General features: G+C 65.3%; 14 protein-coding genes. 11 read left to right on the top strand and 3 right to left on the bottom strand.

Features of this window, described 5'->3' with window-relative positions; translation table 11 throughout:
- The first annotated feature begins 138 nt into the window (after positions 1–138).
- The 3 genes from SYV04_RS28335 (at position 139) to SYV04_RS28325 (ending at position 6,275) form a co-directional block, all read left to right on the top strand.
- On the top strand, positions 139–861 hold the full coding sequence (locus SYV04_RS28335) for a hypothetical protein (RefSeq protein ID WP_321549063.1): 723 nt from the start codon (positions 139–141) through the stop codon (positions 859–861).
- A gap of 236 nt (positions 862–1,097) precedes the next feature.
- A complete protein-coding gene (locus SYV04_RS28330; protein WP_321549062.1) occupies positions 1,098–4,772 on the top strand; it encodes a S8 family serine peptidase in 3,675 nt (1,224 codons plus the stop codon).
- 126 nt (positions 4,773–4,898) lie between these two features.
- Entirely contained in the window at positions 4,899–6,275 is a 1,377-nt protein-coding gene (locus tag SYV04_RS28325) for a cytochrome P450 (RefSeq protein ID WP_321549061.1), read from the top strand.
- Positions 6,276–6,288: 13 nt separating this feature from the next.
- Here SYV04_RS28325 and SYV04_RS28320 read toward each other — a convergent pair whose 3' ends face one another.
- The 3 genes from SYV04_RS28320 to SYV04_RS28310 all read right to left on the bottom strand — a co-directional run bounded on the left by SYV04_RS28320 (position 6,289) and on the right by SYV04_RS28310 (position 11,925).
- A complete protein-coding gene (locus SYV04_RS28320) occupies positions 6,289–9,111 on the bottom strand; it encodes an SBBP repeat-containing protein (protein WP_321549060.1) in 2,823 nt (940 codons plus the stop codon).
- Between the two features lie 196 nt (positions 9,112–9,307).
- Positions 9,308–10,477: a S8 family peptidase gene (locus tag SYV04_RS28315; RefSeq protein ID WP_321549059.1), complete on the bottom strand. Its 1,170-nt coding sequence runs from the start codon at positions 10,475–10,477 to the stop codon at positions 9,308–9,310.
- 206 nt (positions 10,478–10,683) lie between these two features.
- The gene (locus SYV04_RS28310; protein WP_321549058.1) at positions 10,684–11,925 is read right to left on the bottom strand and encodes a PPC domain-containing protein; all 1,242 of its coding nucleotides are present in this window, start codon (positions 11,923–11,925) and stop codon (positions 10,684–10,686) included.
- 135 nt (positions 11,926–12,060) lie between these two features.
- On the opposite strand from SYV04_RS28310, the gene SYV04_RS28305 reads away from it, so the two are divergent.
- The 8 genes from SYV04_RS28305 to SYV04_RS28270 all read left to right on the top strand — a co-directional run.
- A complete protein-coding gene (locus tag SYV04_RS28305; protein ID WP_321549057.1) occupies positions 12,061–14,022 on the top strand; it encodes a HEAT repeat domain-containing protein in 1,962 nt (653 codons plus the stop codon).
- Positions 14,023–14,246: 224 nt separating this feature from the next.
- Positions 14,247–15,425 carry a hypothetical protein gene (locus SYV04_RS28300; RefSeq protein WP_321549056.1) on the top strand — a complete coding sequence of 393 codons (1,179 nt, stop codon included), beginning with the start codon at positions 14,247–14,249 and terminating at the stop codon, positions 15,423–15,425.
- Positions 15,426–15,712: 287 nt separating this feature from the next.
- Positions 15,713–16,789: a Hint domain-containing protein gene (locus SYV04_RS28295; protein WP_321549055.1), complete on the top strand. Its 1,077-nt coding sequence runs from the start codon at positions 15,713–15,715 to the stop codon at positions 16,787–16,789.
- Positions 16,790–16,908: 119 nt separating this feature from the next.
- Positions 16,909–17,718 (top strand): hypothetical protein, encoded by an 810-nt coding sequence (locus tag SYV04_RS28290; RefSeq protein WP_321549054.1) that lies wholly within the window; start codon positions 16,909–16,911, stop codon positions 17,716–17,718.
- 14 nt (positions 17,719–17,732) lie between these two features.
- A complete protein-coding gene (locus SYV04_RS28285) occupies positions 17,733–19,121 on the top strand; it encodes an SBBP repeat-containing protein (RefSeq protein ID WP_321549053.1) in 1,389 nt (462 codons plus the stop codon).
- Between the two features lie 23 nt (positions 19,122–19,144).
- Positions 19,145–20,818 carry an SBBP repeat-containing protein gene (locus SYV04_RS28280; RefSeq protein ID WP_321549052.1) on the top strand — a complete coding sequence of 558 codons (1,674 nt, stop codon included), beginning with the start codon at positions 19,145–19,147 and terminating at the stop codon, positions 20,816–20,818.
- A 261-nt stretch (positions 20,819–21,079) separates the two neighbouring features.
- Positions 21,080–22,066, top strand: coding sequence for a Hint domain-containing protein (locus SYV04_RS28275; protein ID WP_321549051.1), 987 nt, complete (start codon positions 21,080–21,082; stop codon positions 22,064–22,066).
- 100 nt (positions 22,067–22,166) lie between these two features.
- A partial coding sequence (locus SYV04_RS28270; RefSeq protein ID WP_321549050.1) for a hypothetical protein occupies positions 22,167–22,348 on the top strand: 182 nt, incomplete at its 3' end.

The raw sequence follows: 22,348 nt of genomic DNA, 5'->3' as shown, positions 1-22,348 counted from the left end.
CCTAGACCGTCCCCTCGCTGTGAATTCAGCACTACAGCGGCATCGTGTATCGAGCGTGTCACTGGAATCCACCCAAGGTCCGGAAGCGGCCGACCTGGACAGGAGCACGCATAAGACGAATTGGAGGAGGATGTCCCCATGTCCAGGCCTGCTCCCCCTGTCATCGCCCCCATCACCCGGGACGGCGTCCGTTACGAGTCGCGGTGGTCACACCGGGGCGTGCTCTTCGCGGTCGATGCGCAGTCCGGAAAGCCGCTCTGGCAGGTCGAGGTCTACAGGTACCTCATCAACGAGGAGGTGGAGACCGACGTACAGGAGGTGTACTTCGCGTCGATGACGCTCGACTCGAGCAACGAGGCGATGCTCATCGAGGACGAGTGTGGCGTGCGCCACCGGGTCGATCTGAAGACGCGACAGGCGAAACTGCTGACCTGGCCTGTCGAGGTCCGCGTCGTCGAGGCGAGCCCTGGCCCGGACGGATGGAAGTACTCCGTGGAGCTGAAGATCTCCAACACGCTCACGCGACCGCTCAAGCTCGACGGGCCCAGCGTTGCCGAGAAGGGCATGCTCTCGAACGACCTCTTCGACGTCGAGGTCGACGGCAAGCCCATCCCCTATCGCGGGATGATGGCCAAACGGGCCCCTCCCGGCCGATTCATCGAGCTGAAGCCTGGAGCGGACTACCGCACGGGGATCGAGCTCTCGTCGGACTACCCCGTGCCTCCCGGCAAGCATCGGCTGACGGTGCGGTTCTCGCACACCAACCACTTCTCTCCGGACAACTGTCGGCTGGAGTCGAAGCCCGTGACCATCGAGCTTGGCGCTGAGCCCATCCGTCGGACGCCCAAGCCCAAGCCGTAGCGTTCCTCGGCGGCGCGCTCCAGCCGCTTGGCAGAGAGCATGGGCTGACACACGTCACCCCGCCCGCTGACACGTCACTCCGCCCGCTGACACGTCAACCTGCCCGCGGATTCACGTCGAAAGCGCCAGCCCAGGAGGGACCAGTACTGGTGTGCGGCTTGCAGTCAGCTCGGGGACAGACCTTGGCGAAGCTTCCGCCTCGCCCGAAGCGCTCCTGGAACGGAGCTGGCTACCCCATGACCCCACCCCGCGAATCGCTCATGGCGGCCCTGTATGAACAGGCCGCGAGACTCTCTCTGCCCCTCTTCCTGGTCCTCGCCGCTTGTGGCAGCGAGGGAGTGGACCCCCTCCCGGAGGATCCTGGCGTTGGCCGGCCTCCTCTCGAGCTCGTTGAACCGGAGAACCCCATCCCCGGCCAGTACCTCTTCTTCTTCGACGAGGCCCTGGTGGGAGAGCGGGACGTGGCCAAGGTGGCGGCCGAGCTCACCGCCAGGCACGGAGGCCTCGTCTCCGACCTGTACGAGGGCAGCGTGCGCGGCTTCCTGGGCTACAGGATGGATGATGCCACGGCCCTGGCCATTGCCGGGGACGTCCGCGTGCAGTCCGTCGGCCAGGACGGGTATGTCCGGCTGACGGCGACCCAGACCGGCGCGACCTGGGGCCTGGACCGCATCGACGAGCGCGCCCGAGCGCTCAATGCCCGCTACGAGCAGACGAGCACCGGGCAGGGAGTCAACGTGTACGTCCTCGACACGGGCATCCGCTCCACCCACGTGGACTTTGGCGGGCGGGTGATGCCGGGCTTCACAGCCATCAACGACGGCAAGGGCACCGAGGACTGCAACGGCCATGGCACCCACGTGGCGGGCACCATTGGCGGCTCGAAATGGGGGGTGGCCAAGGGCACGCGCCTCTACGCGGTGCGTGTGCTGGGCTGTACCGGCGGCGGCGCGATCAGCGGCGTCATCCAGGGCATCAACTGGGTGACGGCGAACCACGTCAAGCCCGCGGTGGTCAACATGAGCCTGGGCGGTGGTGCCTACGGGCTGATGGATGATGCGATCCGCAGGTCCATCGCGGCAGGAGTCACCTATGTGCTCGCCGCCGGCAACTCGGACGTGGACGCCTGCACCGTCAGTCCCGCGCGCACCCCCGAGGCGCTCACCGTGGGCGCCTCCAACAATCTCGACCAGCGTGCCAGCTTCTCCAACTGGGGCTCGTGCGTGGACCTGTTCGCCCCGGGCGTGCAGATCACCTCCCCCTGGTACACGGGCAATGACGCGACGAAGACCATCAGCGGTACCTCGATGGCGGCGCCGCACGTGGCGGGAGTGGCCGCGCTCTTCCTGGAGAAGCGCCCCACGGCGAAGCAAGCCGACGTGGCCAAGGCCATTCTCGATGGCAGCACCCCCAACGTGGTGACGGACCCGAAGGGCTCGTCCAACCGGCTGCTCTACTCGCTCATCAGCCCGCCGCCCGAGGGTCCCCCGCCGCCCTCCACCTTCGTGGACACCCGGCTGTGGACCACGGACTACAACGACGTGCAGGGCTGGGGCTCGGCTCCGAAGTTCTGGCAAACCCTTCAGTCCGGGGACCTCAACGGAGATGGCAACCAGGACATGTGTGGCCGTGCCGGCAATGGCGTGTTCTGCGTGCTGTCGACCGGCGTGGGCTTTGGCCCCATGACCCAGTGGTCGAGCCAGTTCGGAGACTCGCTGGGCTGGGGTGCAGACCCGAAGTACTGGCAGACGGTAAAGCTGGCCGACCTCAACGCCGATGGAAAGGCCGACGTGTGCGGCCGCAGCGGAGCGGGTCTGGTGTGTGCCCTGTCCACGGGTACGGCCTTCGCCCCCCCGGCCCTGTGGACCAGCGAGTTCAGCGATTCGACCTTCTGGGCGAGCAATCCTCGGTATTGGCAGACGCTGCAGTTCGCGGACGTCAATGGCGACAAGCAGGCAGATGTTTGCGGCCGCGGCACGGATGGGGCGTACTGCGCGCTGTCGACGGGCACGGGCTTCAGCGCGGCCACCCTCTGGGGCTACGGCTACGCGGACGCCACCGGCTGGGGGCAGCAGGCCCACCACTGGCAGACGCTGCGCTTCCCGGACCTGAACGGCGATGGCCTGGCGGACGTGTGTGGCCGCGGTGGCGACGGCATGGTGTGCGGGCTGTCCGACGGCACCCGCTTTGGCTCCCTCTCCTTCTGGACCCGGTCCTTCAGCAACTCCACGTATTGGGAGGATGATCCGAAGTACTGGCAGACGCTCCAGTACGTGGACCTCAACGGGGACAAGCGGGCGGACCTGTGCGGCCGTGGCACGGATGGCGTGTACTGCATGCTCTCCACCGGCTCGGCCTTCGGGCAGTTCTTCCGCTGGACGACGGATTACGGAGACAACTCCGGTTGGGGCCAAGCGTACCATTGGCAGACGCTGCGCTTCCCGGACATCAACGGAGATGGCAAGGCGGACGTGTGTGGCCGCGGTGGCAATGGGGTGCTCTGCGCCCTGTCCACGGGCACGACCTTCGGGACGGTGACCGAGTGGACCGCGCGCTACAACAACTCCGAGGGCTGGACCCAGGGTCCGCAGTACTACGGGACGACGCACTACCTCGACCTGAACAAGGACGGGCGCGCCGACATCTGCATGCGCTCCAAGGAGGGGCTGGTCTGCTCGTTGGTGACGCCGCCGCCCAATCCGCCGCGTCCGCCTGGCTTCCACGACATGAGTTATTGGAGCAGGGACTACAACGACGTGCAGGGCTGGGGCTCGGCTCCGAAGTTCTGGCAGACCCTTCAGTCCGGGGACCTCAACGGTGACGGCTTCCAGGACATGTGTGGCCGTGCTGGCAATGGCATGTTCTGCGTGCTGTCGACCGGAGCGGGCTTTGGCGCCATGACCCAGTGGTCGAGTCAGTTTGGAGACTCGCTGGGCTGGGGCGCAGACCCGAAGTACTGGCAGACGGTGAAGCTGGCCGACCTCAACGCTGATGGGAAGACCGACGTGTGCGGCCGCAGCGACTCCGGCATGGTGTGTGCGCTGTCCACGGGTACGGCCTTCGACACTCCGGCGCTGTGGACCAGCGAGTTCAGCGACTCGACCTTCTGGGGAAGCGACCCTCGATACTGGCAGACGCTGCAGTTCGCGGACATCAACGGCGACAAGCGGGCGGACCTCTGCGGCCGCGGCACGGATGGGGCGTACTGCGCGCTGTCGACGGGCACGGGCTTCAGCGCGGCCACCCTCTGGGGCTACGGCTACGCGGACGCTACCGGCTGGGGGCAGCAGGCCCACCACTGGCAGACGCTGCGCTTCCCGGACTTGAACGGCGATGGCTCGGCGGACGTGTGTGGCCGAGCAGGCGACGGCATCGTGTGCGGGCTCTCCAACGGCTCCCGCTTTGGCTCCCTCTCCCTCTGGACTCCGTCCTTCAGCAACGCCACGTACTGGAAAGATGATCCGAAGTACTGGCAGACGCTCCAGTACGTGGACGTCAACGGCGACTCGCGGGCGGACCTGTGCGGCCGCGGCACGGATGGCGTGTACTGCACGCTCTCCACCGGCACGGCCTTCACGGACTACAAGCGGTGGTCGGTGGGCTTCGGGGACGACAACAACTGGGGCTCCACTCCGGCGTACTGGCAGACGCTGCGCTTCCCGGACGTGAACGGGGATGGCAAGGCGGACGTGTGCGGGCGTGGAACCAGCGCGCTCTTCTGCGCGGTGTCCGACGGCACCACCTTCGGAGAGTCCACCGCGTGGTCGATCAGCTATCCGGACGAGCATGGCTGGAACTCGTCCCCTGGCTACTGGGGGACCTTCCACTACCTCGACCTGAACAAGGACGGGAAGGCGGACGTCTGCGCTCGCGGCGCGGGCGGCCTGATCTGCGGGATCGCCTCGAACTGAGCCGAGCCCGATCGGTCCCCTACCGCCTCGGTGGGGGACCGTAGCGCGTGGTGGGTGCGCGTCTCCCGAGGAGAGCTGTTAGGTTGCGGCGTCCACGAGGGCCCAGGCCCTCCCAGGAGACACCGCATGCAGTCCCCCTCGCCTCTTCCCGCAACCCTCCCTCCATCCCTCCCCGGCGGCTTGCCGTGGGTGGGACACGGGCTCGAGTACCGCCGGGACCAGCTGGGGTTCTTCGTACATTGCGCGGGCCTCGGCGAGGTGCTCAAGGCCCAGTTCCTGGGTCACCCCGTCTACGTGCTCAACTCTTCCTCCGCCATCGAGCACGTGCTGGTGAAGAACCCGCGCAACTACCCCAAGGACCCCTTCCAGAAGCGGGCCTTGAGCATGATTGGCAACAGCCTCTTCGTCAGCCAGGGCGACTTCTGGATGCGGCAGCGCCGCATGATGCAGCCCGCCTTCCACAAGGACCTGGTCGCCGCGCACGGAAAAATGGCGGTGGCCTCCTCGCAGACATGGCTGGAGTCCCAGCGGGACGGTGCCCACATCGACGCGTACACGGAGATGATGGCCCTGACCCTGGATGTGGTGGCCGGGACGCTCTTCGGCGCCAACCTCCGCGACCAGGCACGCGAGGTCGGCAAGGCCATGGAAGCCCTCATGCTGCGCGCCAAGTTCCTCTTCGAGAACCCCATCGCGTTGCCCCTCTGGGTGCCCACTCCGGGCAACCTGCGGTTCAAGGCCGCCATGCGCACCCTGCACTCCGTCGTGGCCGACGTGGTGGAGCGGCGGCGCAAGCAGGGTGGCCCCGGCGATGACCTGCTGGGCCTGCTCGTGGAGGCCCAGGCCGAGGACGGCGAGCACATGACGGACGTGCAGCTGCGCGATGAGTGTCTGACCTTGATGCTCGCCGGACACGAGACGACCGCCCTCGCGCTCGCCTTCGCGCTGCTGATGCTGGCGCGCAATCCCGACGCGGAGGCCACACTGCGGCGAGAGCTGGCCACGGTGCTCGGCGGACGCGCTCCCACCGTGGCGGACCTGCCGTCGCTGCCGTATTGCGAGCTGGTGGTGAAGGAGACGATGCGCGTGTATCCCCCCGCGTGGGGCATGAGCCGCGTTGCCATCGAGGACGACCGCATCGACGGCTTCCTCGTGCCCGCGGGCACCGTCATCTCCTGGGCCCAGTGGGCGCTGCACCGCGACCCGCGCTACTTCCCCGAGCCCGAGGCCTTCCGCCCCGAGCGCTGGGCCGACGGACTGGAGCGCCGCATCCCCCGCTTCGCGTACTCCCCCTTCGGAGGCGGTCCGCGCCTCTGCATCGGCGCGGGCTTCGCGATGATGGTGACCCGCCTGGTGCTGGCCACCGTGCTCCAGCGCTTCCGCTTCGAGGCCGCGCCCGGCCCCGCGCCCGAGCTCATTCCCGCCGTCACCCTGCGTCCCAAGGGCGGCATCCCCATGACACTGCGGGCCATGGAGAATCACCAGGGGGTCAACGCCCCCTGACGATTCCGTGCGGTTAGTGGACCAGCACCTCGACGTTGTCCAGGCCCCAGGCCTCGCCCTGCAGCCCTTGGCCGAAGAAGATCAGCTTCAGCTCCGAGGACCTGTCCGTCAGCGTGAACTTCAGCCGGTAGAGCGAGTCGCCCTTTTCATAGCCCAGGGTGTTGATGGCGTCCGCGCCGGTTCCCGGCAGGCTCCCCTTGACGGGGTAGGACTGCTTGCTGGCCGTGTTCGAGAAGGTGCTGTGCAACAGCGTCTGGTCGTTGGCGACCACTCCCCAGGAGTGCGGACCGCGCGAACCATCGCCGTCCCAGTCATTGGCCAGGATCAGGTCGAAGCTCACCGTGACGGAGGCGTGCGAAGGCAGCTTGGTCAGATACAGCGCGACGCTCTCCTCGCCGAAGGGGCCCAGGAAGAACTTGTCCTCCGAGGGCGTCACGGCCCAGCGCCACTCGCTCCACTCCGGCCTTTTCGCCTCACTCTGGAAGTTGGCGAAGTAGACCCGCTTCGGGCCCTGCTCCGGGGGAGGCAGCGTTCCGCCACGCTGCGTGAGGACCTGCGTCTCGAGCTGAGCGGCCGCCACTGCGAAGGAGGTGTCTTCCGTCAGTCCGACATCCAGGACGCAGGTGTCGAAGAAGGCGCCGGTCTTGAGGCCTCGCGCCCGGCACGCCTGCTGCCCCAGTTCCAGCTGCGGCGCGGTCAGATCGCTCAGGGAAATGGGCGACCACGGGAAGTTCAAGTTCGTGAACGTCCAGGTGTTTTCACCACTCCCGTAGTCGAACAGGGACTCCTCTTGCTTGATGCGCCAGCTGGCCGCGAGGCTCGAGCTGCTGGTGTACATCTGCGCGAAGGTCACAGGGGAGGCGAGGACCGCGCCGGTGCGCAGGGCGAGATCATCGTCGGTCCTACCATTGAAGTTGCCGAGCAGCCCGCGAAGTCCCTTCCGGCGGGTGGTAGGCAGCGCGAAATTGACGTCGATGTACCCGCTGTTCAGCGTGACGATCAGCCGGTCGTGCCCCGGGTAGTAGACGACATAGGAGCTCGCGTCCTTGCGGCGGATGCGCCCCCCGCCTGGCAGTGGCACCACCTGGCCGGTGCTCAAGGAGACAGTGGCCCCGTTGACCTTCAGCGGCGGGTTGCTGCCCATGTAGAAGCCCACGCGATCGGTCCCCACACGGGTCGCCACCGCCGTCATCACGCTGACCTGGTTGCTCGAGCCCCACGGGCTCATCCGCGCCTGAACCGTGAGCGGGCTGCCCGCGGTGCTCTCGACGAGGATGAACTCGCCGACACCCTGGAAGTCGTAGGCCTTTCCGTCGAAGGTGCCCAGGTGGGGGTCACCCCAACCGTAGGAGATGCCGCACTCTCCCGGGGTGTTGACCTGACAGCCATCCGAGTACTGCAGCACGATGAGGTCCTTCTCCCCCAGGTTCGTCGCCGAGGCGCCGTTGAACTCGCCCTCCGTGAAGCCAGCGATGTAGACCCGGTCGTTGATGTCGGCGGCCACGCCCAGTCCGGTGTCATAGACCTTGGTGGGATCCAGGGCATTGAGGGAGCCGAGCTGCCGCGTCACCAGCAGCGTGCCGAGCGAGTCGTACTTCGTCATGAAGACGTTGTCGCTGATCTCCGCGGCGTTGGTCTCGAGATCGTGGTTCGTGCGGCCCGTGACGTAGACGTTGGCGCCACCGTCGGAGGCGATGCCCTGCGCGAAGTCGTTGCCCGCGCTGCCCATCTGCCGCGACCACTGCTTGGTGCCGGCCGAGTCGAACTTCACCACGATGCCATCGAACCCGCCCATGTGGGGCTGGCCGTCGAAGGAGGCTCCCACGTACCCGACGACGTAGACGTCGACGACGCCATTGAGCCGCCGCGAGGTGGCCACGCCATAGACGGAGTCAGCCTGGCTGGTGCCCATCTGACGGACCCACAAGAGCGTCCCCGCGGAGCTGTACTTGGCCAGGAACAGGTCCATGCCTCCCGCGTTCGCGCCGGTCAGGGTCCCATCGGTCTGCCCGGCGACATAGATGTTGTCGCTAGCGTCCGTGGCCACCCCGCGTACCTGCTCCTGGCCGGTCGTTCCGAGCTGCCGGGTCCAGAGCCGGGTGCCCGCGGAGTTGTACTTGGTCAGGAACATGTCGAAGGAGCCCGCGTTGGGCTGGCCGTCGATGGAGCCCATGGTGTGCCCCGCGACGTAGATGGCGCCGGTCTTGTCGGTCGTCGTAGCGAAGACGAAGTCCGTGGCGGTCGAGCCGAACTGGCGGGACCAGATGATGTTGCCGTTGGCTGGATCCACGCGGATCAGGGCGGCGTCATTGGCTCCCTGGTTGGCTCCTCCCAGCGCACCGGCGGTATAGCCCGCCAGGTAGACCTGGTGAGGGGTCGTCCCCGTGAACGTCGCCACGCCGGTACCGAAGTCCTGGGCGTTGGTGCCGTACTGCCGGGACCAGAGCTTGACGCCGTCCGCCCGGTGCTTGACGAGGATGAAGTCATTCTGGGCGGCGGGGACGTTGCCGTCAAAGTCGCTGTTGGAGTAGCCCCCCGTGTAGGAGCCCTCGTCCGTCACGGCGATAGCCTGGCCGAGATCCTGGGTGACGGACCCGAGCTGCTGGATCCAGTTGAGGGTGCCCCCAATGCCCGCGGGGACCATCTGGGTCGAAAAGTCGCTGCTCTGGGCTGACGCCCCCTGGGAGGCAGGTGGCAGGGATTCACCCCGCGGCTGAAGGATCCGCAACGGGTGATCCTCCGGGAGGCTGTCCCAACGGCCTGCAGCGCTGCCAGAAGCGCTCGCGGACGAACCGACCGTGACGCACAACAGCCACCCCAATGCACGCATCTTCATGAGACTCTCCAGGTAAACAGAGCTGGACGCTTATAGCCGTTTTTCTGGATTTTGTCTGAAGATTGAAACACGCAGGATAAAATAAACTGCCTGGGGTGCGGCCCGGGCGTTTGCCCATTGTAAGGCTTGAAAAAGACAGACGGGGGCCGCGGCGCCAGGCCGCGACCCCCGTCCGATTCAACCGAGGTTCTTCGAATTACAGAGCGCCCTTGTAGAGCAGCAGGTTCGGCGTACCGGCCGGGTTGCCCGTGATGACGTTCGGGGTGGCGTTGGCCTTGATCCACTGATCGACGACGGCCGAGGGCGCGTCACCGAAGTTGTCCTTGTAGAGGGCCGCCACACCGGCGATGTGCGGAGAGGCCATCGAGGTGCCGCTGATGGTGTTGGTGCCGCTGTTGAGCCACGCGGAGGTGATGCCCGAGCCGGGGGCGTACACGTCGATGCAGCCGCCGTAGTTGGAGTAGTTGGCGCGCGCGTCGTTGCTCTGGGAGGCGGCCGCCGTGGTGGCGCTGGCAGCGCTGGCCGGCGAGAAGCCGCAAGCGTCCGCGTTGCTGTTACCCGCCGCCACCGCGACGAAGACGTTGGAGTTGGCCAGGTTGTTCACCGCGTCGTTGACCGCCTGGGAGAAGCCGCCGCCCAGGCTCATGTTGGCCACCGCCGGCCGCGTGCCGTTGACGCGCACCCAGTCCACACCCGCGATGACGCCCGCGTAGGTGCCCGAGCCGCTGCAGCCCAGCACCTTCACGCCATAGAGGTACACGCCCTTGGCCACGCCCCAGGTCTGGCCACCGACGGTGCCCGCCACGTGGGTGCCGTGACCGTTGCAGTCGTCGGGATTGCCGTCACCCGTGGAGTTGAACACGCTCGCGCCACGGCCGCCGAAGTCAGGGTGGTTCGGCTGAATGCCCGTGTCGATGATGTAGGCGTTGATGCCGAAGGCGGGCGTGCCGTAGAAGTAGGTGGTGCTCAGCGGCAGGGCGCGCTGGTCAATGCGATCGAGACCCCACGTCGCGTTGCGCTGGGTGACGTCGGCATACACCACCTGGTCCTGCTCGATGAACTCGACGCCCGGATCATTGCGCAGCGCCTCGACCTGAGTCTTGGTCATCTTCGCGGCGAAGCCGTTGATCACCTCATAGGTGTGCTTCGGGGCGACGCTCGCGGTGGCAATCGTGGCCTGGAGGGAAGCGCCCTTCTTCATCACGACGATGTACTGATCAGGCACGCCCTGGCCGGCAGGGGCCATCACCAGCGGGGCCTGGGTCTGCCGCAGCGTGACCTGCTCCTCGCCCTCTACTTCAGCACCTCCACAAGCGGCGAGAGAGAGCGCGGAACCAAGGAACAGCACATTACGCATTGAACGCATGGATCTTCCTTTCAAATGTCTCGAAGTGGCGAGAAGCGACGTGAGATATACGTAAATATGGATTTTACTACAAGTGAGAAATAGCTGTCTTTCTCAGATTATTCGGCATGCCGGAACATCAAGAAAATCCAGCGTGTCTGGATTGTCCCGTGTGCAGTGGCCGTAATTAGGGGGAAACCCTTACTCAAATAGGGGGAAACCCTTACTCAAAGGCAGGGGTCCTGGGGACACGCCATCTGATCGACCGGGCATTGGGGCAGCATCTGCTGTCCCAGACAGGAGGGTGGCGGTGGCGGTGGCGTGACGTAGTTGGCGGAGAGTGCCACGCCGGAGTACCTGCTCCAGGCCCGGACCATGACGTAGTAGGTGCCCCCGCTGGGATAAGAGAAGGAGCAGGTCTCGGCATTGCCGCCGGTATAGGGCCGGCAGTCAAAGTCATTCAGGGTGGGCGGGGCGCCGTAGCGGACATAGATGTCCGCGTCTCCCGTTCCGCCCGAGATGTTGAACGAGGCGCTGGAGCTGCCACTGGGGACGTAGAAGGTGTAGTACTTCTCGGTCCCCCACCCCGCATAGAGGTTGTAGACGGGGCTGTTGGGCGAGAGCGCGTTCCAGCGTGCCGACACCGAGACGTTGGAGTAGCTCGTGGTGCCCCGCACCATCACGTAGTAGGTGCCCTCGGCGGACGGGAAGTAGCACGAGTCGTAGCTGCCGCCGTAGGCCGAGGCGCAGTCATACGAGCCCGTCGTCGGTGGGCTGCCTCGCTTGACGTACAGGTCCGCGTTCCCCGAGCCACCGCTGAGGGTGATGCTCAGGCCCACCGAGCCCTCCGGCACGGCCACGGTGAACACCTTCTCGGTGCCGGCACCGTAGCTCTGCCCCGCGAGAGGGACTCCGTTGGCGAGGGCCTCGGGAGTGGAGCTGCAGTACATGCTCACATAGAACGTCGGCGCCACGTTGTAGCCGCTGCGATCCGTATAGAGGTTGCAGTCCCTCAGTTGTGGGTGAGGGTAGAGCTGGCTGCCCACTCCGGGCGTGGGCGTGGTGCCGAAGATTGGGTAGTACGGGTTGGCCCGCCTATTGGTCGCGGAGGTCCACTGGTAGAAGCCATAGGCATCCATCACCTGCGTGTAAGGCATGATGGAGAAAAGTGAATAAGAGTAGGTCGCGTTGACCTCGAAGTTCATGAAGTCGCCATGGAAGGCGTTCTGGCCATAGGTGGATGGAGCCACCTCCTGATAGTCGATCATCGGGTTGGGGCCGTCGGTGACGGGAAACCCCTGGGTGGTGGCCAGCTTGTTGAGCGCGCACCTGCGGGCCCACTCCACCCGGGCCTCCGCGTCCGCTCGGCTGATGGCATCCATTCCGCATTGCCCGAATTGCGCCAGGGCTTCCGTAGGGCTGAAGACGCACCACGTCAGGATGAACACAGGAGAGAGCAGGAGCCTCATGCGGGTTCTACCTCCTTCTTGGAAAACGATGCCGCTGAAATTATACAATCATCCTGACAAGCCTTGTAGTCCGAATGTGCAAATTATTTCAGTTTTACTTGATTGTCCGTCCTAGGACTGTGTATCCGAGAGCCCATGTCCGGCAATCGCGCGTGGCTCCTGGGGGTGCCGTTGGTTGTCGTCCTGCTCGGCCTGGGGGGCTGGTGGGCGACAACGGATCAGGGGAAACCCGAAGATCCGAGCCTGGCGCCGGCTCCCGCTCTGCAACCCGCTGCCAGGCCTGAGAGCCAAACGGGGACCGCCGCCACGAAGGCTCCCGCGAGCACGCGCGCGTGGCGCCCTGGCAGCCTCTACCGCTATGCCGTGAGCAGCGATCAGGACATCACCCTGCGGCAACCCCAGAGCGCGACTCCCGCGATGCCGGGGATGCGGTTCCAGCTGAAGGGGGAGTGGGACGTGGGCCTCATCTCCGCTCAGGAGGAGCGCATCGAGGCGCGCGTCCACCTGCGGCTGGCCTCGTTCTCCGCGAGCGTCGAGGGGCAGCAAAGGCTCGCCCCCGAGGTCGAGCGCGCGCTGTCGCTCAGCCTGGCAACGCCTTTCTTCATCACGCTGGACAGGACCGGTGCCGTGAAGTTCGTCCATTTCGAGCGGGAGCTCGACGGCCTGGCGCAGGGGCTCCTCCGCTCCATGGTTGCCTCCACCCAGTTCGTCATGGCCGGGGCGCCGCGCGCTTCCTGGGAGGCGACGGAGTTCGACTCCACGGGACAGTATCTGGCCGCATACCGCCTCCTGGCCCCAGCTCGCGTCGAGAAGACCAAGCGCCACTACACCCATATGGCGACGCCGCAAGGGCTGGCCCCCCTGGATCCGAGTGTCCAGATCCAGGTGCGCTCGCTGAGCACCATCGAGCTGGCGGAGGATTTGTGGATCCGCTCGCTCGAGGGAGCAGAGACGCTGGTGGTCAATATGGGCGAAGGGATGCCCGAGGCCAGCACCACTCACCAGGTGTCGCTGCGCCTGCTGGATCGCCTCGAGGATGCTTCGCTGCTGGGAGCGATGAGCGCGCGACAGGCGTCACTGGTCACCCAAGCGCTGGCCAGCCTCGTGGGGCAAGCCCCGGATCCCATGGAGCACTACCGGCAGGTCCTGGGCAACAGGCGCTTCGAGGACATGGTCCAGGATCTGCGTTCCCTTCCCCAGGACGAGAAGGCCCGGGATGACGCGCGCACGGCGGCGCTCGAGCGGCTGCGCGCGCTCTTCATGCTCCAGCCAACCGAGGCGCTGAAGGTCTCGGACATCCTGCGCTCGGGAATTGATCCGATCGCGGCCAGCCCCATGCTCGGGGCCCTGTCGGCGGCCAGCACTCCCGAGGCAGTCCAGGTCCTGTCACGCACCATCGAGGACACCACCCTCTCGCAGCCCGTCCGCACGGACGCGGTCGCCGCTCTGGGCATGGCAGAGGCGCCCACGCAGGAAGGCGTGGACACGCTGTGGCGCACCGCCCAGGGAGCGACGCCGGAGCTGCGCGAGACGGCCACCCTGGCGCTGGGCAACGCGGCCATGAACCTTCAGGACGAAGACACCGGGCGTGCAGGCACCCTGGTGGAGAAGTTGAGCGCTGCCTACCGGTCGGCCACGAGCCCCGAGCAGCAGGCGCTGGTGCTGCGGGCCCTGGGCAACACCCACTCCGCCAGCGCGATCCCCCTCATCCTCGAGGGCGCGCGCTCCACCTCCGCGCAGGTGCGTGCCGCGGCCGCCGTCGCGCTGCGCTTCTATCCGGATCCCTCCATGGATCGTCTCTTGAGCGAGCTGCTCGTCACGGATTCAGCTCCCGAGGTCCGCAAGAGCGTGGTCTTCGCATGCAGCTTCCGCGCCCTGATGCCCCTGCTCCCCGCGCTCCAGCGGGCCCTGCAGAGCGACCCGGCGGACACAGTGCGAGCGGAGATCGTCGTCCTGCTGGGCAGAAACCGCGCTGCCGTGCCGCAGGCGGAGGCCCTGCTCACCTGGTCCAGCCAGCACGACCGCAGCGCCGACATTCGTCAGGCCGCGCTGTCCTTCCTCCAGCCCTCCGCGCGGCCCCTGCCTCCTGCTCCCTGACGCAGTCCGCCATTCCTCTCAAATTCACGAGCGTGGCTTTTCGGCCAGGGCCGAATTTTATACACGCATCCGAAAGACCAACTATTCGTGAAAATCCGGACGACCCCTCTTTTCTCTTTTATTCACTCAGAGTATGTAAGCGTTCCCCAAGCGTAAATGTCGTGCTGTCCCCGCAGTCCACAAAAGGGATACTGATGACGCGCCCCATTCTGAAGACAGTGCTGATGGCTGCAGTACTCGTGCCTGGGCTTGCTCTCGCTGCGGAACCGCACTTCCCGGATCCCCAGCCCTATCAGGTCGAGGTGCAATATCCGTACGTTGCCTACCCCACCAGCTACCAGCTGAACGACAACTACGCCTGGGAGTCTTCGTATCCCTTCAATCCGGGCCTCTACTACCACCCGTATGAGCAGCAGTTGATCGTCCAGGACGAGTTGGACGTAACGGGCGGCATCCTGTCCACCGACCCGACGGGAATGCCGCTGGTCTCGATCATCCAGGGCAACATCCCAGAGGCGGTCATCCAGAACGTGCCGCCCACCGTGGAGCACTTCCCGGCGGCGGACCCGCAGTTCCAGAGCCCCTCGTACAACAAGTCGTACTCTCGCACGCAGAGCTTCGGTAACAACATCTTTGGCGGTGGCTACGCCATCGATGCCGCCATCACGGCCACCGACGGGTCGCTGAGCGAGGCCAAGCGGGTCGAGGCGTTCGCCGAGGGCAAGGTCTTCGGCACCGCGTTCAACACCCAGAAGGAGCTGGTCCGGGGCCGCGTGGAGATCCGCGGTCAGCAGGGCGGCGCCAACAGCGGCACGGCAGCGCTCTATGCGGTCGGCCAGCAGATCTGGTCCACCAACCTCTCCTATACGTTTGCTCCGGCCCCCATCAACTGGAGCCGCACGTTCCTGTCCGCCTCGAAGACGTTCATGGTGGGCCCCGTGCCGATCAACGTGAAGGCCTCGCTGGCGGGCGGCGTCAAGCTCACCGTGCTGGGCGAGGTCACCCCGACCGTGGCGCGCCTGACCGCGACCCCCGGCGGGTGGTCCAATGTCACGGCCTCGGCCTCGGTCAGCATCATCATCGCCAGCTTCGGCGTCGAGGGCAGCCTCACCCTCATCAATGCCACCATGCCGTCGACAGGGGAGCTCTTCTGGCCGCTGTGCACCATCAACTGGAAGCTCAAGTCCAACCTGGCCCTGAACACGCTCTCCGGCACCCTGAGCCTGTACGCGAAGATCAAGTTCCTCTTCTTCAGCAAGAAGTGGTCCGTGACCATCGCTCAGTGGAATGGGTTGAACTACAACTGGACCCTCGTCGACGTGAACGGCACCAAGGACCTCGGCATGTGCAACTACATGAATGGCCCTGCCGAGGCGCCGGACGTCGTGGCCCAGGCGCAGTAAGCCCAAGCAGTCAAAGCCCCGCTCACCCGCGGGGCTTTGCTGCGGGCAGGCGCACACTTCTATGGGGAAACCCATAGATCAACCCGCCAAACCTGTTTTCCCTAAAAGGCATGACATTTAGCGAAAACAAGTGTATACCAGTGAAGAGCGAGTGCGACTGGTGGCGGGGGCAGCGAGCAAACCAAGCAATCACATTCGATAAGAACTCAGGTGGTGTCGCGAGACAGCGCCGAGGAGCAGTCGTTCGTCTGAAGTACGGGAGTTGTCCCTTTTTTTAAGGAGTCAGCATGAACAAGAATCAACTGTTGGGTGCTGTCGTCGTCCTGGCTGGCGTAGCGCTGCTTCCCACGGAGGCGTCGGCGCAGCCAATCCTTCTCCAGCGCTGCAGCGCGGACAACCTGGACCCGACCCAGGCTCTGGCGCGTATCGAGTGGGCCCGCAAGTGCGCGGTCCAGCTCCGCATTGGCAACCCGAACAACGGGTATGACACGGGCATCCCGGCCGCGAACGGTGGCACCCTGTTCGATTACGTGGAGGCCGACGCCGCCACGAACCCCAACGGCCAGAACGCCTTCTCCGGGCCGAACTACGGCTTCGAGGTCAACTACGCCAACGTCAACACCCGGTTCCTGAGCGGCCCCACCACCCAGAGCGCGGATGCGAACGGCTACAAGATCTGGTCGCGTGCCGCCGCGCGCGCCCGCGCCCGTCCGCTGTACCCCACCTTCGGTACGACGGCCAACCTGAACGACGCGAGCAACCAGCAGCTCATCCCCAGCGCCGCCAGCTGCGCGCTGCTGAACAACGGGGCGCCGGCCGGCACCTTCTTCGTGAACGGCTACTGCGAGGCGAGCTGCTACACGGGTGACCAGAACATCCTGTTCGAGGGTGGCGAGATGCCCATCATCGAGGCGCTGAACTCGCGCCGTGAGGACCTGGTGACCCTGGCCTCCAGCTCCACGCTGGACAACATCCAGCTGACCCGCAACGAGACCTACGGCTACACGGTGGAGACGCGTGACACCGATCACGACATCTTCGCCATCTCCACCGTGGGCGGCGGCAAGCTGAGCGTGACGGACGAGCACCCGGTCATCAACGGCGAGGGCCGCATGGTGCAGGCCAAGACCCTGAAGGTGGGTGACGAGCTGGTGCGCGCCGACGGCAGCCGCGATGCCATCGTGAGCATCGAGCGCGTCAAGCACTTCGGCAAGGTGTACAACATCCGCCCGGTGTCCGAGGATCTGGTCTCCAACGTGCTGGTGGCCCAGGGCTTCCTCGTGGGCTCCTCGCGCTTCCAGAACGATGATGTGGGCTACATGAACCGCATCATCCTCTACAACAACGTGCCGCACATCCCGTAGTCAGCTGTACTGAGATGATCAGGAGCCGGCCGAAGGCTGGCCGGCTCTTGGCCGGAGCTCCCACCCTTTCGGGTGGGGGCCTTCCTGTTTCTCTGCCCTACTGGAGGCGTTGGACTTCGATGAAGCCCTTGCGAATCACGCTCGTCGTCGCGGTGCTGCTCACGATCGCTGTTGTCGCGGTGAAGGTGGCCCTGTCTGGGACTCCCGAGGTGGAACTGCCCGAGATGGCAGCCACGACACCCGCGCCCGTCGCGCCCGCCGCGCCCTCCGCCCCGCCCCTGGCGAAGCCCCAGCCCGCCGCTCCCCAGATCGCGATTCCGCCCCTGCTCACCGCTCCAAGCGAGGGCTCGCTCCCCGAGGATGAGGGAGAGCATGGCGAGTTCACCACCGCGACGGACATGATCAAGCAGAAGCTCTTCAAGCGAGAGCCCAAGCTGGCGCAGTTCGACTACTTCCGTGAGCACGTCCTGCTCGACTCGGTCAGCCGTGAGGGCTACCACAAGCTGCTGATGGACAAGGAGATGATCGCGCAGACGCGCGATGATCTGCTGCACCCGAAAGAGCCCAAGGACACGCCCGAGACCAATACCAAGCGCTTGATGCAGATCGACTACCTGCGCGAGGGGCTGAGCCTGAAGGATCACCCCGACCGCGCGTACCTGCTCGACACGGTGGAGTCCATCATCCTCGAGGACTCCTTCACGGCGCAGATGGATCCCAAGGTCAAGCGCTCGCTGGCTGCGACCAAGATGGAGCTGTACGAGATCTTCTCGAGCCATGATCCCGCCCGCACGCTGGCGCTGACGGACAAGGCTCGGGGGACGCGGCTGGAGAAGATGATGGAGTACTTCGCGGAGAGCAACCAGCGCCGCCTGGCCAAGGAGCGCGAGTTGAGCCTGCAGGCTCAGAAGTCCAACCCCCAGCCCTGATGGTAAGAAAATCCATGTCAGTCTTCGTTTACGGCAGAAGCATGCTCGCGGCCGCCGCGTTGAGCGCGCTGGGGAGCGGCTGTGGTCCTGATGCGCTCCCGCAGGGCTCGCTCCGGAGCGGGTTTTCGGTGTCCTCTCCCGGGTGGAACCTCGTCGGCGTCAATTTCGGCACGATCCGGCATGATGAGGCGACTGACCTCTGGATCCACCCCGAGAATGGCTCCGTCTACGTCTCTGGCTACGAGAATGGCACGCTGGGGATGACCAGTGTCGACCCCTCGGGTGACACGCGTGGAGTGATCCACAAATTCTCCGCGGACCTGAGCAGCCAGGGCACCGCCATCAAGTTCGGCAATGGCAATGGGAAGTCGGAGGTCATCGAGGCGGTCGTCGGCGCTCGAAGCTCGAGTACAAGCCCGTGGGAGCTGTACTTCGCGGGACGGACGACGGGCTCGTTCAACAACACTCCCAACGCCGGGCAGTACGACACCATCGCGGGCTGGACGTCGCTGACTGGAACGCAGAAGGTCTTCCAGTTCGGCACGAACCGCCCGCAGCACCCGCGGCGACTGGCGCTCGACAACGCCGGTGGGATGATCATCTCCGGGTACGACGACATCTACATCCCCTCCAACTACGTGGAGGCGTGGGAGGATCCGTTCGTCATGAAGTTGCAGCGGTCGGGCACGAACCTGACTGTCGCCAGCGGCTGGCCGCTCCAGTTCAACACCGGCATCACGGACTTGCTGCCAGGCATGGCGATGAAGCCCGATGCCAATGCCCCGATCTACATCGCCGGCGCCAACGCCAGCGGTAGCACTCGCGGCATGTTCGTGAAGAAGCTCCAGCAGAATGGCACCGTCGAGTGGGTCTCCCAGCAGTCCCCTGTCTCCGTGGACATGGGGGCGGCGCTCCACGTGCTGCCGGACAACAACGTGCTCTTCACCGGCTCCACCTATTTCGACTTCGGGCAGCCCGTCATTGGCGAGCAGGACATCGTCGTGCGGAAGCTGACTCCGAACCAGGGCGAAGAGCCCGTGTGGACGAGGCTCTACGGCACCACGAGTTCCGACTGGGTCACGGACATGACCGTCGATGCCGACGGCAACATCTACCTGGTGGGCCAGACGCTGGGCTCGTTCCATCCCAACATTCCGCCTCCTGAGGACAACAGCGACATCTTCTTGATCAAGCTGAACTCGAATGGGACCGCGCCGGAGTACTTCCAGCTCAGCTCGCCGGGCGAGGATTATCCCTCCTCCGTCGCCGTGGGCCCGCAGGGAGATATCTACGTGGCGGGCTACACCACGGACCTTCTGTTCGACGGAACGATGCACAATGGGCAGCGTGATGGCTTCGTGTTCCGCGTGACGCCTCCCGGCATGGGGACGGGGGCTTATTAGGTATGGGCAGCCTGAGGTAGACAATGGTCCTGCGTCCTAGCGTGGTGTTTCTGGTGGCCGCCGTGGCTCTGGCGGCCTGCGATTCGTCCCCACCGAATGAGCCGGACAGTGGGGTCATCACGCCTGACGCAGGAACCCCGGATGGTGGTGGCACGCCCGAGGACGGCGGCATTCCGGATGGTGGTGGCACGCCCGAGGATGGCGGCATTCCGGACGGTGGTGGCACACCCGAGGATGGCGGCATTCCGGACGGTGGTGGCACGCCCGAGGATGGCGGCATTCCGGACGGTGGTGGCACGCCCGGGGACGGTGGCATTCCGGATGGTGGTGGCGTGCCAGGAGACGGTGGTACGCCGCACTGTATCGTCCTGCCGCCCGAGTGGCCCACGGGCGGGGTGATGTGGGGAACGGAGAACAGCGATGAGGTTCTCGACGTGGTCATCGATGGCCAGGGGAACATCTTCGTCGCTGGCTACGAGAATGGCATCACGGGCGCGACCAACGTCGATCCCTCTGGGGATGCTCGCGCCCTGGTCATCAAGCTCGCACCGCCCCAGTCCGGGCTGACGCAGGGCTGGAGCAAGGAATTCGATACCGCTGGGACGGACACCATCGAGGCCCTGGCCTTCCACCCTGACACCGGCGAGCTGTACTTCGCGGGCCGTACCACCGGCGCATTCCCCGGCTTCACCCATCGGGGCCAGCAGGACCTCATCCTCGGCGGGCCGACGGATACCTCGGAGCTGGAAGTCATCTACCAGGACGGCACGGAGACGCCACAGCATCCACGCCGGCTCCACTTCGATGCCGCGCGGGACATGATCGTCAGCGGGTACGACGACATCTACATCCCCAGCAACTATGTCGATAAGTGGGAGGACCCGTTCGTCGCCAAGCTGCGCCGGGGGGCAGATGGGGTCTCCGCGCTCTGGTGGTGGCAGTTCAACACCGTCTACTCCGATCTGCTGGCTGGGGCGACGGTCGAGAGCACGGGCAGCTCGTCCATCTACATCACGGGCGTCGTCCTGGCTGGCGCACAGCGGGGCACCTTCGCGCAGAAGCTAGACACGAACGGCCAGAACGTGTGGCTCAAGCGCCAGACCCCCATCGGCGTCGACGTGATGCAGGCGGCCGAGCTCGTGTCGGATGGACATATCGTCATCGCGGGCTCGACCTTCGCGCAGCTGGGAGAGCAGAGCTATGGCCAGCAGGACATCGTCGTCCGGAAGCTGGATGCGGAGACCGGTACGCCGCTGTGGACCTTCCAGTTTGGCTCCGAGGACTCCGACTGGGTGACGGACCTGGCGGTGGATAGCTCGGGCAATATCCTGGTGGTGGGGCAGACGCCCCTCACGCTCAGTGAGCACTACCAGAACATGGGCGAGCTGGATGTGTTCCTCGTGCGGCTCAGCTCCTCCGGAGAGCTGCTCGATGTCCGGCAGTGGGGCAGCGCCGGGGAAGACTACCCGTCCACCGTGGCCGTGGATGCGTGTGGAGAGGCTGTCATCGGCGGCTTCACGACGGGCGATCTCTTCGGCCCCGCGAAGGGGGCGCGAGATGCCTTCCTTTTGACCACGGCCCGAGCCACGCCCTCCGCTGGAGGAAGGCAGGGGGAGGCAACCCTCAAGGGGGAGACAGGATGGTGCGGAGGCTCATCGCAGGCGCTCCCTCAGGTACAGCCCAGCGGCCTCAGGTAAAGAAAGATCATCAGGGAGTTCAAATTATTCTTGCATTCATGGAAATTTCACTCTAAGTGAGTATTTGAGGGGTTCGCCAGAGGCAGGGTCCTCTCCTCACGCTCAATCAACAGCAAGGAGTCTGAAATGAAGGGATTGTTCGGGGCTTGCACCGCATTGGCCGCAGCCACTTTCCTGCTCCCGGGGCTTGCTGACGCCCAGCCGATCCTCCAGCAGCGCTGCAACGCGGATAGTCTGGATTCAGCTCAGGCAGAGAAGCGTTTGAACTGGGCGCGTCGCTGTGGATTGCTCACCCACGTGGCGAACACGGGGGCCTGGTTCGACACCTACACCCCGTCCTCGAACAATGCGGGGACGCTGAAGGACTACCTCGAGGACGACCTCAGCACCAACTGGGGCGGGCAGAACACCTATACGGGGCAGAATGATGCGTACGAGATGAACGCCTCGTTCATCAACAAGCTCTACCTGAGTGGCCCGACCTCGCAGTTCACGGATGGCGACGGGTACTACCGCTGGGAGCGCCAGCTGGCGCGCAAGAAGGCCCGTCCGCTCTACCCCACCTTCGGCAGCGAGTACGACATCTACAGCGCCACCAACAAGCAGCTGTGGCCGCACCCCAGCCAGCTCATCACCGGCAGCGCGCTCAACTGCAACCTCTACCTCAACCAGGCCGGCACGGTGCTGGCGACGGGCTATAACTTCTTCGTCAACGGCTACTGCGAGGCGTCCTGCTACACGCCCGAGCAGCGGGTCCGCTTCCCTGAGGGGGATGTGGCCATCGCCGAGGCCGTCACCCAGATGAAGGAGAACGTCGTCACCCTGACGCCGAACTCCAGCCTGGACAACATCACGCTGAAGACCAACAAGACCTACAGCTACACGGCGGAGTTCCGGGACACCGAGCACCCCGTCGTGCTGCTGGAGATGGCTTCCGGTGGCAAGCTGAGCGTGACCACCGAGCACCCGATGATCAACGGCGAGGGCCGCCTGGTCACCGCTCAGACGCTCAAGGTGGGCGACGAGCTCATCAAGGTGGATGGCTCGCGTGATGCCATCGTGAAGGCCGAGCACACCAAGTACTTCGGCAAGGTGTACAACCTGCGCCCGGCAACGGACGACCGCGTCTCGAACATCCTGGTGGCCGAGGGCTATCTGGTCGGCTCCTCGCTCTTCCAGAACGACGAGGTTGGCTACATCAACCGCATCATCCTCCACAAGCAGGTGCCGCAGGCTGTGATTCCCTGAGCACCCTGAAGGGCTAGGACACTGAGGGGCCGCATGGTCTCTCAGTCCCTGAAAGCCGGGCTCGGCCTATGTGCCGTGCCCGGCTTTTCTCATTGGAGGAATGCGCTACTGGCTCTCATTCATTTCTCTGCGATTGATCTTGTATTCCTTGAAACATCCGCTTATTCAGTTCTCCATGAGATTCCGCGAAAGACCTGGGATCTCCTGCTCACCCACCGGCAAGGAGTCTGAAATGAAGGGATTGTTCGGAGCTGGCGTCGCGTTGGCCGCAGCCGCTTTCCT

Origin of the sequence: Hyalangium ruber (assembly GCF_034259325.1) — a bacterium.
Taxonomy (GTDB): domain Bacteria; phylum Myxococcota; class Myxococcia; order Myxococcales; family Myxococcaceae; genus Hyalangium_A; species Hyalangium_A rubrum.
This window is presented reverse-complemented; position numbering and strand designations above follow the sequence as displayed.

Coding starts and splice junctions, on each gene's coding strand:
- SYV04_RS28320 (WP_321549060.1), bottom strand. CDS start 9,111: ATGAAGATGCGTGCATTGGGGTGGCTGTTGTGCGTCACGGTCGGTTCG.
- SYV04_RS28300 (WP_321549056.1), top strand. CDS start 14,247: ATGGCTGCAGTACTCGTGCCTGGGCTTGCTCTCGCTGCGGAACCGCAC.
- SYV04_RS28305 (WP_321549057.1), top strand. CDS start 12,061: ATGTCCGGCAATCGCGCGTGGCTCCTGGGGGTGCCGTTGGTTGTCGTC.
- SYV04_RS28290 (WP_321549054.1), top strand. CDS start 16,909: ATGAAGCCCTTGCGAATCACGCTCGTCGTCGCGGTGCTGCTCACGATC.
- SYV04_RS28335 (WP_321549063.1), top strand. CDS start 139: ATGTCCAGGCCTGCTCCCCCTGTCATCGCCCCCATCACCCGGGACGGC.
- SYV04_RS28285 (WP_321549053.1), top strand. CDS start 17,733: ATGTCAGTCTTCGTTTACGGCAGAAGCATGCTCGCGGCCGCCGCGTTG.
- SYV04_RS28295 (WP_321549055.1), top strand. CDS start 15,713: ATGAACAAGAATCAACTGTTGGGTGCTGTCGTCGTCCTGGCTGGCGTA.
- SYV04_RS28310 (WP_321549058.1), bottom strand. CDS start 11,925: ATGAGGCTCCTGCTCTCTCCTGTGTTCATCCTGACGTGGTGCGTCTTC.
- SYV04_RS28280 (WP_321549052.1), top strand. CDS start 19,145: ATGGTCCTGCGTCCTAGCGTGGTGTTTCTGGTGGCCGCCGTGGCTCTG.
- SYV04_RS28330 (WP_321549062.1), top strand. CDS start 1,098: ATGACCCCACCCCGCGAATCGCTCATGGCGGCCCTGTATGAACAGGCC.
- SYV04_RS28325 (WP_321549061.1), top strand. CDS start 4,899: ATGCAGTCCCCCTCGCCTCTTCCCGCAACCCTCCCTCCATCCCTCCCC.
- SYV04_RS28315 (WP_321549059.1), bottom strand. CDS start 10,477: ATGCGTTCAATGCGTAATGTGCTGTTCCTTGGTTCCGCGCTCTCTCTC.